15 protein-coding genes are annotated in these 15231 nt (G+C 44.0%); 4 read left to right on the forward strand and 11 right to left on the reverse strand.

Going from position 1 to position 15231, the window contains the following annotated elements:
- Positions 1–51: 51 nt before the first annotated feature.
- Together FFM75_RS01660 and FFM75_RS01665 are read left to right on the forward strand one after the other, a co-directional pair.
- Positions 52–306, forward strand: coding sequence for an AbrB/MazE/SpoVT family DNA-binding domain-containing protein (locus FFM75_RS01660; protein ID WP_137627459.1), 255 nt, complete (start codon positions 52–54; stop codon positions 304–306).
- The gene (locus tag FFM75_RS01665; RefSeq protein ID WP_137627460.1) at positions 303–662 is read left to right on the forward strand and encodes a type II toxin-antitoxin system PemK/MazF family toxin; all 360 of its coding nucleotides are present in this window, start codon (positions 303–305) and stop codon (positions 660–662) included. The genes FFM75_RS01660 and FFM75_RS01665 overlap by 4 nt, the downstream gene beginning before the upstream one ends.
- 111 nt (positions 663–773) lie before the next feature.
- Here FFM75_RS01665 and FFM75_RS01670 read toward each other — a convergent pair whose 3' ends face one another.
- From FFM75_RS01670 to FFM75_RS01715, 10 genes are all read right to left on the reverse strand, one after another.
- Positions 774–2507 carry an aryl-sulfate sulfotransferase gene (locus tag FFM75_RS01670; protein WP_137627461.1) on the reverse strand — a complete coding sequence of 578 codons (1734 nt, stop codon included), beginning with the start codon at positions 2505–2507 and terminating at the stop codon, positions 774–776.
- 103 nt (positions 2508–2610) lie between these two features.
- Positions 2611–3540 (reverse strand): DHH family phosphoesterase, encoded by a 930-nt coding sequence (locus tag FFM75_RS01675; RefSeq protein WP_137627462.1) that lies wholly within the window; start codon positions 3538–3540, stop codon positions 2611–2613.
- A gap of 15 nt (positions 3541–3555) precedes the next feature.
- Positions 3556–4167: an adenylyl-sulfate kinase gene (gene cysC / locus FFM75_RS01680; RefSeq protein WP_137627463.1), complete on the reverse strand. Its 612-nt coding sequence runs from the start codon at positions 4165–4167 to the stop codon at positions 3556–3558.
- Positions 4160–5332 (reverse strand): sulfate adenylyltransferase, encoded by a 1173-nt coding sequence (gene sat / locus FFM75_RS01685; protein WP_137627464.1) that lies wholly within the window; start codon positions 5330–5332, stop codon positions 4160–4162. The genes cysC and sat overlap by 8 nt, the downstream gene beginning before the upstream one ends.
- Position 5333: 1 nt before the next feature.
- Positions 5334–6935, reverse strand: a complete 1602-nt coding sequence (locus tag FFM75_RS01690) for a sulfotransferase family protein (RefSeq protein WP_137627465.1) — start codon at positions 6933–6935, stop codon at positions 5334–5336.
- Positions 6936–7317: 382 nt separating this feature from the next.
- Positions 7318–7887: a hypothetical protein gene (locus FFM75_RS01695; protein WP_137627466.1), complete on the reverse strand. Its 570-nt coding sequence runs from the start codon at positions 7885–7887 to the stop codon at positions 7318–7320.
- A 110-nt stretch (positions 7888–7997) separates the two neighbouring features.
- Positions 7998–9110 (reverse strand): NADH-dependent flavin oxidoreductase, encoded by a 1113-nt coding sequence (locus FFM75_RS01700; protein WP_137627467.1) that lies wholly within the window; start codon positions 9108–9110, stop codon positions 7998–8000.
- Positions 9111–9123: 13 nt separating this feature from the next.
- Complete coding sequence (locus FFM75_RS01705) at positions 9124–9804, reverse strand: type 1 glutamine amidotransferase domain-containing protein (protein WP_137627468.1); 681 nt, start codon at positions 9802–9804, stop codon at positions 9124–9126.
- Positions 9805–9869: 65 nt separating this feature from the next.
- Entirely contained in the window at positions 9870–10403 is a 534-nt protein-coding gene (locus FFM75_RS01710) for a MerR family transcriptional regulator (protein WP_137627469.1), read from the reverse strand.
- Between the two features lie 255 nt (positions 10404–10658).
- Positions 10659–11093 carry a GNAT family N-acetyltransferase gene (locus FFM75_RS01715; protein WP_137627470.1) on the reverse strand — a complete coding sequence of 145 codons (435 nt, stop codon included), beginning with the start codon at positions 11091–11093 and terminating at the stop codon, positions 10659–10661.
- A gap of 173 nt (positions 11094–11266) precedes the next feature.
- On the opposite strand from FFM75_RS01715, the gene FFM75_RS01720 reads away from it, so the two are divergent.
- Positions 11267–13420, forward strand: a complete 2154-nt coding sequence (locus tag FFM75_RS01720) for an LTA synthase family protein (protein WP_137627471.1) — start codon at positions 11267–11269, stop codon at positions 13418–13420.
- 96 nt (positions 13421–13516) lie between these two features.
- Entirely contained in the window at positions 13517–14008 is a 492-nt protein-coding gene (locus tag FFM75_RS01725) for a hypothetical protein (protein WP_137627472.1), read from the forward strand.
- Positions 14009–14135: 127 nt separating this feature from the next.
- Here FFM75_RS01725 and FFM75_RS01730 read toward each other — a convergent pair whose 3' ends face one another.
- Positions 14136–15146, reverse strand: coding sequence for an NAD(P)/FAD-dependent oxidoreductase (locus FFM75_RS01730; RefSeq protein ID WP_137627473.1), 1011 nt, complete (start codon positions 15144–15146; stop codon positions 14136–14138).
- Positions 15147–15231: the final 85 nt, after the last annotated feature.

Raw genomic sequence — 15231 nt, forward strand, 5'->3', positions numbered from 1 at the left:
ACAATAATTAACATGCTATTCTATGTAAGAAAAAGTAAGGAGATGGAAGCTATGAGAAATGTTGTCACCATAAAAGCGCAATTATCATCCAAAAACCAACTTACTATTCCTAAAGCAGTGCGTGAATCCTTAGACTTATCAGATCATGATAAAGTTGTTTTCCAATTAGATCATGGCACGGTTACCTTAAAAAAGGACAATGACTTCTGGAACACAGTTAAGCAACAAGAACATATCTACGGCAATCTCAGCACTGATGAACTTAGTTGGGGTGCTGATGTTGGCAGCGAGGATATGCCAGAATGAGCTATCAAACCGGTGAAATCTATTATGTTGATTTAGACCCCGCCAAAGGTACTGAACAAAAAAAGAAACGGCCTTGTGTCATTGTCAGTAATGCAAATTACAATCAATATTTCAATACAGTTATCGTTGTCCCCATCAGTTCAAGCAAGAAATTCTTAACTGAACCGCGTTTTCTTGAGTCGCCATTGTTCATTCAACTTAATGACAACCATGGTGTCCACGGCACGATACTAACACAACATTTACGAGCTATTGATCCATCAGTCCGACTTACAAACACCCCGATTGATCACTTAACTGTCAGTGAACTTAGCCAAGTTAATCAAGCATTAATTAACTTTTTTAGCCCCAAATAAGTAACAAGCATCAACATGTGCCCCATAAACACTTGACAAAAAAGGCCCCGTCGATACGACCATCACTTGGATGATCATATCGACGGGGCCGTTACTTAACCCTAAACTTAATTATTCATTCGTCCCATAAGTTCGACTTGTGGGATATAGTGAGAAGCGTTCTGCCCGATAGACATAACCGCCACTCCCAAGATTGGTTAATTTAACATTGAAGACTTGCTTTTTAGTCTTCGTATCATATTCAATGATATTCGCGGCATCCCCGTTCTCCAGCCAACCAAAGTCAATTAGTCGGTTAGAACTGCTGAGATAACGGTTTGACCCAATGATATTACTAAAGTTAGACTTACCCAGGGATTTCCCATAGCTGCCAACTTGACTAATCGTCTTGGTCTTTTCATTGATATGGTATTCGACACCTTCTGAATACTTACCAGATGATTTCGCTAAGGACGACTTAGTATCACCGACCGCCACATTGTTGTTAAAGATCAACAAATTCAATGAATTCTTGTTCTTCAAAGTGGTTGGATCAACGATTGCCGCATGTTGACCACCTGGCCACGAAATCTTACCCTTCGCCGTTAACAAGTACTTCCGATACGACTTCGGCCAAGCAGAGCGTTTCTTACCAGATAAGATCCACTTGATTTTTTCGGTCTTGTAATCGATCTTCATAACCAAGTCTTGGTTCCGACTAGAGATAATCAAGCTATTATCCGTTGAATCATAATAAACTGAATTTTCATGGAACCAGTCGGTCTTACCCATATATTTCGACGACTTCGTTGCGGAATAGTTTTCATAGAATTTAGCCGGTAAAATCTTCTTCATATTGATAACTTTGGTAATCTTCCCAGTCTTATGTGAGATGACAATCATCGTATCTTCAACATACTTCCGACCACCATCAGAGACGGTCGCAATCAAATCACCATTTGGCAATTCAGTCACATCATGATGAATTTGATTATGATTTTGTTTCTTAGATCCAGCCGTCTTCCCCCATGCCTTATGGTTCAAACGGTAGGTCTTGTAGATTTTACCAGTATAATCCATTTCAACTAATTCATTGAAGTATGAATTACTCTTCTTGGATTTCGTCCAAATGAGTAAATGACCATTACTCAACTGTTTAAAGATATGTGACGTTGGTCGCGTGGTATACCAGCGAATCGTCCCATCGGCATCCATCCCAAATGAGAAGTTCTTAGACTTATTTTTACCAGAAATCGTCGTCCGGACCATAAAGGTCAACTTAGAATTGCCTTTACCTAGCACCATCTTCGACTTATTGTTCTTCTTGACGTTAACTTTAATTGACGACAATGAACTTGGTAATTTTTGCGTCTTCAGGCGAATTGTCTTCGTTTTGGTTGTCTTATTCTTGTAAGTAACCGTCACTTTGACTTTGTTATTATAGTTAGCATACAAACCAAGCACTTGGAGACTGTGGTTTTTCGTATACTTACTCGTACTATTGGTAATCGACGTCTTAGCAGTCTTACCAACAACGGTATAGGTCACCTTAGCCGCTTGTTTCGTGTGGAAAATGGCCACTGCCGTTAGTGGTGAACTCCCGTATGGGTTCACCTTAGTATACATATTATTCAACGTATACTTGGTATTCTTAGCCGTGGCCGTCAAAGTCTTCGTTTCCGACTTTTGCTTGTTGATTTCACCATAAACTAACCGCGAGTTAATATCCTTTTTAACCGCACTGTCAGAACGAATCTTACTACTACTGCTTGTGGTCGTTTTAGTGGTGGTCGCATGGTAACCATACCAACCAGCCCCGCCTAAAATGACAACAACAATCACCACAAGCCAACTTTTCTTGTGCATATCATCGACACCTTTGCTAAATTAAGCGCCCGTCTCAGCCAAATTGCTGGGATAGCGGACGCTTAATTTTTTATATTCTACTCTTTAGTAAACCACGTTTGACTTAAAAAATCTCTTGAACACGCTCAATAAGTTGTTGTCCAATCGTCATATTTTGCACGTACGTCCCACTAGCCAGCGGATGACCACCGCCACCAAAGCGCTGGGCAACCCCATCAATTGGGCGCTGCTTAGATCGCAGATGCACCCGATACGTGCCATCTGGGTGTTCAATAAACCATAGCCACGCTTGCACGTTCGTCAATCGACCGGGTAAGGCGACAACTGCATCGACTTCATCTAAACGTAACCCCAGTTGTTGCAGCGTCCGTTGCGTTAATGTTAACACACCAACGCCGTGGGCATCGACAACTAATTCACTTAAAACATAACCAGCTAATTTACTGATTTTAGGCGTTAAGTCGGTTTCTTGATGACTCACTTGACTCACATTGACCCCTAATGCCGCCAGTTTAGCTGCAATATTCAGTGTCCGTGCCGACGTTTCCGGCGTCGAAAATTGAACCGTATCACCTAAAATACCGGCATACAAATGGGTCGCTGCCGCGGCCGTTAACGTTAATTGCTGATGATGGGCTTGATACACCGTATAGATCATTTCCGCACAACTGGAATATGATGGATCGACCCAATTCAACGTCCCATAGGGTTGCCGATTGGGATGATGGTCAATTTTAATGACTGGCACTTGTGGTGGTACCGGACCATCAATGCGACTCGGATTCGCGCAATCCACAATTATGATCAAATCCGCTGCGGTTGGCGTTTGTAACGTCTGCACGCTGGCATCGCCTAACCAAGCCAGCGCCTGACTTGGGGTACCACCAGCATAAATTTGTTTGGCTGGAAAAGAAGTCTTTAATAACTGGACCAACCCAAATTGGCTGCCAATCGCATCGGGGTCAGGATTTTGATGGCGATACACATAAATCTGTTGATGCTGTTCAATTAGCGCTAGAATTTCGGTTAACATCGACACAATTCCCTTCTAAGCGGATAAATCTAAATAACCATGATTGGTTAAATAACGCATGATCTGTTCAACTGACGCCGCCAATGGTTGCTTGGACGTGTCAATCGTGATTTCCGGATCCGTGGGCGCTTCATAAGGTGCATCGATACCGGTGAAACCTTTGATTTCACCACGACGTGCTTTTGCATAAAGTTGTTTGACATCGCGTGATTCACAAACTTCAATTGGCGTGTCTACATGCACTTCAATAAATTCACCGGCAGCTAACAAGTCGCGAACTTGGTCACGATCAGCTTGATATGGCGAGATAAATGCCGTTAAGGTGATCACCCCGGCATCGACAAAGAGCTTGGCCACTTCGCCAACGCGGCGAATGTTTTCTTGCCGGTCTGCCGCTGAAAAGCCGAGATTGCTATTCAAGCCAAAACGCATGTTATCGCCGTCTAAAACATAGCTATTCACTTGTTCTTCATACAACCGTTGGGCAACCGCATTGGCAATCGTTGATTTACCAGAACCAGACAATCCTGTAAACCACAAGACCGGACTCCGATGGCCAACCAACGCTTGGCGTTGCGCCTTATTCACTTGCGTTGATTGCCACGTAATATTCGTTGCTTTAGTCATTAGCTAACGCCGCCTTTCGTTTTAAACCTTCGATTAAGACTTGGGCCACTTCTGGGCGTGAGACTTCTTTTGGTGGCACGACCCCGTCACTCAACATCTTACGGACTTTAGTCCCACTCAATGAGATATGGTCATCAGCGCTATGTGGGCAAGTCTTGCCGGTCGCCATTGACCCACACTTCTTGCAATAAAACGAATTTTCAAATTTGAAGAAATGCATGCCCATCTCATCTTCGACCGACGTAATCAATTCTTGGGCTTCATAGGTGCCGTAATAGTCACCAACACCCGCATGATCACGACCGACGATAAAGTGGGTACACCCATAATTTTTCCGCACGATGGCATGTAAAATCGCTTCACGTGGCCCAGCATACCGCATTGCCGCTGGATAAATCACCAAACGCACGCGATCAGCAGGATAGTAATATTTTAGAATTGTTTGGTAACTGTGCATCCGCACATCCGCTGGAATATCATCGGCTTTCGTTTCACCAACCAGTGGGTTTAACAATAAGCCATCGACACTTTCTAGGGCTGTTTTTTGAATAAATTCATGTGCCCGATGAATCGGGTTCCGCGTTTGGAAACCGACGATTGTTTGCCAACCTAAATCATGGAACATCTTGCGCGTTGCAATGGGTTCCATATAGAAGTCATTAAATTCACCATGACTGGGTTGTTTCAATAACTTGATGGGCCCACCTAAGTACACCTCACCATTAGCCAACATACGTTTGACCCCAGGATGGGCCGTTTCAGTTGTGCCATACACTTTTTGAGCTTCAACTTGTTTATCTGGGCGATACTTATCCGTCACCGTCATCGTCCCATAAATCGTACCGTCAGCGGTCTTTAACGCAATCGTTTGATCAAGTGCGATCGTATCTGCCGTGGCTTGATCAACTGGCAAGGTGATTGGAATGCTCCAAAGGACCCCACTTTGCAAATGCATGTTGTCTACCACTGAATCGTAATCAGCTTCCGTCATAAACCCAGTCAATGGGCTAAACCCACCAATCCCGATTAACTCTAAATCCGATAAATTCCAATTATTAATCGTTAAACTAGGCAATTTAGCGGCCGCCGTTTGCGCGTCAGTCGAATAGTCCTTTAAATCAATCAGTTGGCCCCCATGGGGTAAAATACCATATACGTTTGTCATTTTAATCACCTATCTGTTTTAAAATTTTGTCGTAATATAAGTCGAGATATTGATTCAATCGTTGTTGCCCAGCGGCATTTTGACTAGCTGCAGTCGTAAGGGTCGTCAATGCCTGCGCGACCTGACCTAATGTCAACGGAGCCGTAAAGTCATCACTTAATGATGGCTTATCCGCTGGAAACTCATCGGCATGGACGAACTCAGCCAATTGTTGTTGTGCCCCTTTTGTGGTCACTGCAGCCGCTGGCACGATCAAGTAAGCTTGGTCTTTAACTGCTCGCAGCACGCGAACCGTTGAGCGTAATGCGGCTTTTAGGGCCGCTGGATCACCTTGCAGGCGATCAAAGTCAGCCGTAATCACTAAGTTACGGGTTGTCAGGCCCATTTCGTCGCTGACTGCCATGACCATTTCAACGACTTGACTGGTGACAACGTCGCCCAGCCCCCAAAGATCATCATGCTTGGCATGTTTACGAATAAAGTTATTTAAATCTTCTTTATCGCTGACTAACGCAAAATCTTTGGGATAATCAGGATCTAAAGGTTGCGTTTTAGCCAGCTTCTTACTTAACTGGGCCTGAATACGATGGCCTTTGGTGTTATCAGCGGTTTGCATCACCACACCAAGTTGATCTAATTGTTGGTTGACCTGTTCAACGGCGGCAGCATCGGACCCAAAGACATAAACCGTCTTACCAGGAATCTTTTTATTGAAGTCACGGTACAACGACCCATGCTTCGTCACATATTGGTCAGCCAACTGATTAATAGCGGCATCAAATTCTGCAGATTCAAAATAGGCAGGATCATTGGCTGCTCGCACCCCTAATAAATATAAAGCCTTGGCATCGGGATCGATATTTTGGTCGGCTTTAAAGTCCGCCAAGCTTTGGGCACTATCACTGTGTTGCAGATTTGGATCAATGAACCCATCGATTTCTGCTTGTAAAGTGGTCTCATCGCTGGGCCATGGTAATTTCAATTGGTCAGCGATGCGTTTTAAGGTTGGTAAGGTTTGATTGAATAGATCTTCATACGTCACGAGAATTCGGTTTTGACCTTTCGTATCTCGCAAAGATAAGAACGTCCGGACTTGCCATTGACGAAGCGCTAACGTCGCGTCTCGATGCCAAGCCCGACTATTAGAATTAACCACATCAATGGGATTCCGAATCAAGATAATTTCAGCGGGTTGAACGTTGATATCAGCTAAGACATGTTGCCAAAGTTCAATATAATCATTCATCCGCGGATCTTTAATCGCTAAATAGCGTTCATCGGCAAAGAAGTCGGTTAAGTAAGTGGTGAGGTTTTCACGGTCTTTTTTTATTTTGGGACTATAGTAGTAACCGGCAAACGCTGGTCGATACCGAATCGTGCTCCCAATTGATTTGTGAATTTTAATCACGTCTTTATTTTCAAAATAGCCTTTCGGGTTGATCTTTTTACTAGGCCCTAATAAATTATTCGTGCCTAGCGAGATGCCCATAAAACTAATACATTTGGTGAGGACTGAGGTACCGGATCGGCCACTGCCGAGAATTAAAACGGCTTTCTTCGGGTGCCAGCGGGACATTAATTGTTGCATCAAATTTTTTGCCATTGTCATCATCCTAAGTAATTATTTGCGGTGCGTCGACTGGCACCAATCTGACCTGGCAAAAACTGTTCATACCAGAAACATTGGTAATAATCCTACCATGCTTTTTGCTTGCAAATATAACGGCGTCACGAAAATAATATGATTAATTCACGAACAAATCGCAAAGAAATATAAGCAAAATAATCATAATTAAAAAAGCCACAAAGTCGGTTAATCCTTGTCAAATCAGCAATTCCAATTAATTATGTGAATTTTCATTGACCTATTGATCTAAGACAAGCACGTAAAAGTTGGGTCATTGCCATCATCATGCTCACTTATTAACATGATTTTTCACCCTAAAAAAACACACCTTAACCACGTAAGGTGTGTCAAAAAAAGGTTATCCACGGGGTTTAGCCCCCGAAATTTGAAATCGTTTTGCATACTTAGTGCCCTGGGCCCATTGCTTGACCTGGGTTTCAGTCACCTGTGACCAATCAATCGTTGCCGCTATTGGTTGCAACTGCATTGGATCTTGTACTGGTAATTGATACTCGTGCGCCCAGTTGAATAAGACCGGTAGCACCGCCAAGTCATTATTCAAGATATGATAAGTGGCCGCATTGGTCGTCACTTCTAAGTTAGCTGTAAAACGCGGCTTAAACTTCACAATTGGACCGTAATCATTGGTTACCGAATGATAGATGCCAAGTTCAACACCCGTTATCACCGTTGGTCCAAATGAGCGAAACTCTTGGTCATGTTCATCCGCTAACTGCAAACGACCGGCCGTAATCGTTAATTGCCCGACTGCAAACGGATCCCGACTAAGTGCCTTGGCTAATAAGCCATGTTTTGCCGGTTGTGGTTTGGGGTATTGTTGACCATTGATCACAATCGTCATAAACGTTAATTGTTGATCAACATTCGCAGCAACATCGGCCACCGTGACTGGTTTTGGTAATTCCATCCTAAAACCCCCAGGTATTCCCATTTCTCTCTTCATAAGCATACCACTAAAAAAGTGCGCCGATACAGTTATCGACGCACTTTTTCAGTACTTATCACCCTCACCTAAGTTTAAATATTAGGGGTTGAATGGTAGCGTTCATCTAAAAATGTGGCTAACGGCAAACTGAACTGGTCACGTTGTTGCTTGAACAATTCTGAAAATTCACCCGTAACGATGTCCGCATCTTGATGTGACAACAACTTAGTCGCCCAATCGGGATCAAATAACAATTGTTCACCAACCGCGACTAAGTCGGTATGCGCTAAGACGGTCTCAACATCTTGCCGATTCCGAACACTCCCCACCCCGACTAGGGGCACTTGACCACCAATCGCGTCTTGCACGTAGGCCAAGATTGGCTTGTCTTGATAACCATCAGAACGAGCGACGCGATCAAACTTATTTAATGAGATATGGATATAATCTAAATCCGTAGTTGCCAATTCTTTTAATAAAGCTAACGTATCGGCAAACCGAATCCCTGGAGTTTCAAATTCTTCTGGCGAAATCCGATAGCCAACTAAAAACGGTCGGGTCGCATATTGCTGTACGGCACTAAAGACGCTTTTCAGCATTTCTCGAATAAAGTGGGTCCGTTGTTCACGGTCACCACCCCATTGGTCCGTCCGGCGATTGGAATGTGGTGAGAAGAATTGTTGAATTAAGTACGTGTTAGCACCGTGTAATTCAATCCCATCAAAACCGGCTTGAATCGCCCGTCGCGTTGCAGCACCAAATGCCGTAATGGTTGCTTGAACTTCCTCATCAGTCATGGCTCGCGGCGTTTCAGCACCAGGACGAGGGGCAGCAATCGCACTGGCGGAAACCGTTTGTTTCCCGCCTAAAGTCGCTGACGTGGTCATCCGACCGGCATGAACGATTTGAACGATGGCTTTAGCCCCAGCGCCTTGAATGGCAGTCGCTAAGTCATGTAACCGCGGTATCATTCGGTCATCGGCAATACTGAGTTCACCAGGCCAGCCTTTACCACCAGCTACCACATTGGCCGCACCAGTAATAATCGCACCGACCCCATGTGCACGCCGTTCATAATACGCGATTTCATCTTGCGTGACTTCACCATCAAAAAAACTTTGCCGGGTCGTCATCGGTGACATCATCAACCGATTTTTAACTGTGACCCCAGATTTAAACGTCAATGCTGCTGATAATTCTGTCATTTCAAAGTCCTTTCTATGCTTGCAACAACTTAACGACGGCTTCAGCGACGCCCTTAGCCGATTGTGGATTTTGACCAGTGACTAAATTGCCATCAACGACCACGTGTGCCGTATAAGCAGCGGCACTCGTATATAAACCACCAGCCTTTACTAATGCATCCTGCGTCAAAAATGGCACTGCATCGGTTAATTGATTAATGGCTTCTTCTTCATTAGAAAAGCCCGCCACATGTTTATCAGCGATTAATTCGCGACCATCGGTTTCATGCAATCCCAATAAGCCGACCACGCCATGGCAAACAGCGGCGGTAATGCCACCATTCTGATGAATCACATCAGCTAACTTAGCTAAGTCAACATTATTTGGGAAGTCCCATAAAACCCCATGACCACCCGCAAAATAAATCGCGGCATAATCAGCCGGATTCACTTCAGCCGGCGTGAATGACTGGGCTAAATCACGATTGCGAAAGTCAGCATCGTTATAATAGCGCCAAGTGGTTGCATCCATATCAGTTAGACTACCGGGATCTAACGGCACGTAACCACCTTTAGGGCTGACATAATCAACATCGATCCCATGTTCAGCCATCACCGCTTGGAAATGGACACTTTCACTTAACCATAAGCCGGTTGCCCGATCTAACGCACCAAACCGTTGATTGTTAGTAACCACCACTAATACTTTTGTCATTTTTACGACCTCCTCAATTTCAATAAATTAAATCTAGCACCTGAAGTCGGGTTGAGGTCAATGATTTAGTTCGCGGGCACTAAAATATGTGATAAATCAACCGCACATAATCCAGCTGGATATTTCGCTAACAATCGGTTGTAAGTGGCTAAAGCGGTTGTCTGCCCAGTGGTCGTCAAGTAAGTGGCAAACTGTTGATTTAACTCAGCTTGCGGTGTTTTTAAGTCCGCTAACCCACCGGCGGCCATTGCTTGGTCATAATACCATTGCTTATATTGCACATAGACTTGAGTCACTTGTAATTGGGCCATTCTATCGGCCAATTTATCGGCTTGATCAGCAAAAAAATCAGCTCGGTCCGCCATCGTTTGGTCACCAGCTTGGTATAACCGTAAAAACGCTGCGATATCATCTAGTGACGCATCGGCCCGTTTTAAATTAACGATCTGCCGCACGAGTGCCACATCTTGATCACTGAATTGTCGCCGTCCAGCCGCATCGCGGTGAATGGGTGGTAGTAAGCCTTCTTTTTCATAAAAACGTAACGTTGGCACGGACACCCCGCATTGGGCCGCCACGTCGCCGATTGCATAAGTCATCGCTAGATCCGTCCTTTCAATTTTCGTAACTTAACTTTAACGCAACTTAACCATAATTGCCGGTTCACAGTCTGCACCGCCTAACAACGAGCTGAGAATTAATAGATTAACCTGATTCTTGCCTGAGCGACTAATAAGCGTCTGTTTGCACCTAACTAACACTGGAATTAACACTGACGCGTTATCACACATCAAAAAAGACTAAGCCTAAAGGCACCAGCACTGATTCCTTTAGGTCTAGTCTTTTTGCAATGTTCATAGTGTCAACGCCATCTCTTGATGCGCTAAACCCGCTTCCATAAACTGAGGGCCTTGCGGTTCAAACCCTAATTGGGTGTAAAACCCTTGCGCCGTCACTTGGGCACCCAATACTAATTGCTGGTACCCTCGTTGGCGGGCATCCGTGATCATCTGCTGCAAGATGGCCCGTGCGTAGCCGTGGCCCCGGGCAATCGCCAAAGTTGCGACCCGTTGAATATGTAACTGTTGGTCATCATTTGGCGTCATTCGGGCGGTTGCCACTGGCGCTGCCGTATCGGTATATAAGACATAGTGCCAAGTGGCCGCCGTCACTTGATCTAACTCTAAAGCGGGATCAATATGTTGCTCATCAATAAATACTGCTTCACGAATCATGATTGCATCCGCATAAACTTGCGAGTTGGTTTGATTACTCGTTTTAATTTGCATGTCGCTTCACCACCAATTAATCTAGCCTTGAGAATACCGTTTTTTTCAACTAGCGTCAATTGCTTTCTACTTAACCAGATGTTAACGATTAAGCTTCCTTAGATATGGTAAAATGACATGATGACTGCTTTTCGAGTCATATCCAAAACTGTTACAAATGGGGTCTTATTAATATGTTAAAGCAACTCCGCCAACGTCTCAATACGCGTATGGGTTTCTTTTGGCTACTGATTATCTTGTTTTGGGCCAAAACAGTCTTCGCTTACTTGACAGAATTCTCACTCGGCGCGTCCGATGTGCTGCAAGTCTTCTTGATGTTGGTCAATCCGATTGCCATTACGGTCTTATTATTTGGGTTAGCACTATATATCCGTAAAACCGGCTTTTTTTATTACATCCTGTTGTTAATCGATACGTTAGATACGGTCTTACTATACGCTAACGTTATCTATTACCGGGAGTTCACCGATTTTATGACGGTCAGTACTGTCACTGGTTACTCCAAAGTTAGTCAGGGGTTAACGGGGTCATCAATTGCCTTAGTCAATTGGTACGATTGGCTCTATTGGATCGATATCGTCGCCATGTTAGCCCTTTATATTTTCAAGCGCATTAAACATGATGATCGACCGATTCGTCGTCGTAAAGCCTTTGCTTATACGTCAGTCGCTTTAGCCGGATTTGGGTTAAACCTAACGCTCGCCGAAGCCAATCGACCACAATTATTAACCCGGACATTTGATAATAACTATATTGTTAAATACCTGGGGCTAGACGCTTTCACCATCTATGATGGCGTTAAAGATGAACGGACGAATCACCAACGTGCCAGCGCTAAGAAATCTGAGCTCGATACAGTTGAAGATTTTACCAAGTCACATTATGCCAGTCCTAATAGCAAAATGTACGGGATTGCTAAAGGTAAAAATGTGATTGTGATTCACTTGGAAAGTTTCCAGCAATTCTTAATCGATAAAAAAATCAATGGTAAGGAAGTCACGCCGTTCTTAAATAAGTTGTATCATAGTCAATCGACTTACGCGTTTAAGAACTTCTTCCATCAAGTTGGTCAAGGGAAAACTAGTGATGCCGAAAATATGCTTGAAACCAGTACTTATGGTTTAGCGACCGGGTCCTTGTTTGCTCAACTGGGGTCAGACAACACATTCCAAGCCGCACCAGCGATTTTAAAGCAACGGTCTAAGTATAGTTCCGCGGTCTTCCACGGTAACGTTGCCAGCTTCTGGAACCGAAACAACACGTATAAAAACATGGGCTATCAATACTTCTTTGATGCCAGTTACTTTGATACGACCGGTGATAAATCAACCGGTTATGGCTTAAAGGACAAATTGTTATTCAAGGATTCCATTAAGTACTTGCAACGACTGCAGCAACCATTCTACGTGAAGTACATTACCGTCACTAACCACTTCCCGTTCACAATGGATAAAGAAGATACCACGTTTAAGACGACGGATACGAGTGATTCGGCCATCAACGGCTATTTCCAAACCGCTCATTATTTGGATCAATCGATTAAAGAATTTTATGCTTACTTGAAGAAATCAGGCTTGCTTAAGAATTCAATGATCGTCTTGTATGGGGATCATTACGGCTTGTCAAACAGTGAAAACACAACGTTAGCCCCAATCTTGGGTAAGAGCGCTAAAAACTGGACAAGCTACGACAATGCCCAACTGCAACGGGTGCCATTTATGATCAATATGCCGGGGACTAAAGGTGGTAAAGTCGAATCCACATATGGTGGTGAAATTGATGTCTTACCAACCATCTTGCATTTACTTGGAATTTCTAGCAAACGCTACGTCCAATTTGGGACCGACTTGTTCTCTAAGCAACATGACCAAGTTGTCGCATTTAGAAATCGTGACTTTGTGACACCAAAATATACGGTTCTCAGCGGGAAAGTCTACAGTAACAGTACCGGTGAAGAAGTTGAAATGACGGACAGCATTCAAAAAGTTATTGATAAGGACCAAAAGAAAGTCAATAAAGAACTGAGTTTGTCAGATTCATTGAACTCGAAAAACTTATTGCGTTTCTACCATCCTAAAGACTTTAAGAAAGTCGACGCCGCAAAGTATAACTATGCCGATGGGTTACAAAAAGAAATTAAGATTGAAAATGCCTTGAAGAAAGCGTCAACCAGTCTCTATTCGAAGAATGGTGACAAATCCACCACTTCACTCTATAAGACTGATGCGCCAGAAGCCTCGCATAAGAAGACCAATTCAACCCGGATTCAAATTACCAACCCGGATGATACGTCAACGACTAGCAGCAGTAGTAGCAGTAAGAAATAATCAGGTTAATTTAAAACCGGATCGCCATATGCAGGCGGTCCGGTTTTTGGTATGCTGAGGATAGGTTTAAGTCATTATACTAAGGGAGGGGTTTACATGCACCGTTTATCGCACTTATTACGCATCGCCAGCACTGATTTATTTGGGCCACTAACGGTTGATCAATGTCATGACCGGGACCACCAATTAGCCTTAAGTTACGCCTTGATGATGCCATTATTGACACTTGTTTTTTTAATTAGTATTTGGCAAGATGCCCAACTTGGGAATCAATTGCGCCTAACAACTTGGTTATTAGGGGCAGCCATCGTCATACCTGCTTGCTGGAACAGCTATCTGTTCAAACGTCATCATCTAACTGACCCGTTTGTGGTTAGAACCACGGCTGATTACCGGCATTGGCGGCGACTGGCACTGTTTAAGACGCTGAGTAACTTTTTCTCTTTTCTGGTCTTCTTTATCTTTGGCATGACCGCCGCAGGCAATTTAGACCGTAGTACGTTAATCGCCGCGGTCTTTGGCTCCACCCTTGGATCACTAGCCATGTATACCCATCTAAAAAATAAAATCATGTTGCGCCCCAAGTAACTTGCGCTTGATACCTCAGCCTTCGGCCATAACCAACATAACTTAATAGCGCGTCACGACAACTTTAACTAGTCGTGACGCGCTATTTGATTTGACCACTAGTATTAGACTAGCAGTGCGTTTTAACTTATTTTTGGTCGTGCGCCCGCTTTTCAAACAACGTCGTACTATGCAATGGACTCCGACGTTCAGGGTAGAGTTGCATCATTAATTGGTTCACCGCATTCGGGGCTTCCCCAAAACCACTGGCAATCAAACCTAGTTTACCAGGAAACGTAATCGCATCGCCAATAGCTGCCATCCCTGGCACATCCGTATTCATTTCTGTGTTCACGGTAATCAATTGATGTGCCATTTCTGGGGTCACTTGCCAAGCTTGTAACGCCTTGTTATCTGCAATAAAACCGTAGTTAACCACTAAATCATCAACGGCCAAGTGTTCTTCGGCGTCACCACGGACTTCTTTCATCATCAAGTCTAATTGCCCGTTATCTAATCGATGCAGTGCTTTGATTAAAAATGGCGTTTTGATGGTCACAGATGACGCTTCCAATAAGTCCACGCTATGCTCCATTCCGCGGAAGCGATTGCGTCGATGCATGATATAAACTTGCTTGGCAACGGGTTCTAGCATCAGGGCCATATCAATGGCTGAATCCCCACCACCGGCCACTAAGACAGTATGGTCACGAAAGGCATCCAGGCTGGGAATATGATAAAACAACTGTTGATCTTCAAACCGGTCCGCACCTTCAACAGCCAACTTCCGCGGTTCAAACGCCCCCGTCCCAGTTGCAACGATGATCGCCTTACTGTGCGAGACATCACCATTGACCGTCGTAATGGTAAAATCCCCCATTTTTCCAGTCACGTCACTCACCGCACTCTTTGTGTGGATGTCGATTGGAAACTCTTGTAATTGCGCCGTTAATTGCTTAACTAACTCCCGCCCTTTAATGGCTGGATAACCGGCAATATCATGAATCATTTTTTCCGGGTATAACGCTTGAACCTGGCCACCTAACTCCGGTAAGCTTTCAAGCAATTGTACTTTGGCATTTCGCATGCCCGCATAAAAAGCCGCAAACATCCCCACGGGACCGCCACCAATAATTGTTAAATCGTATTCAGTATCCATTCGGCAACCAACTTTCTCAATGATTAATTAATCTCATTTTAGTGGATTGACTAACCATTTGCAAAAAGCTTTTGACAGCGTTTTA

The sequence above is a fragment of the Lactiplantibacillus daowaiensis genome, from assembly GCF_005405085.1.
Classification (GTDB): domain Bacteria; phylum Bacillota; class Bacilli; order Lactobacillales; family Lactobacillaceae; genus Lactiplantibacillus; species Lactiplantibacillus daowaiensis.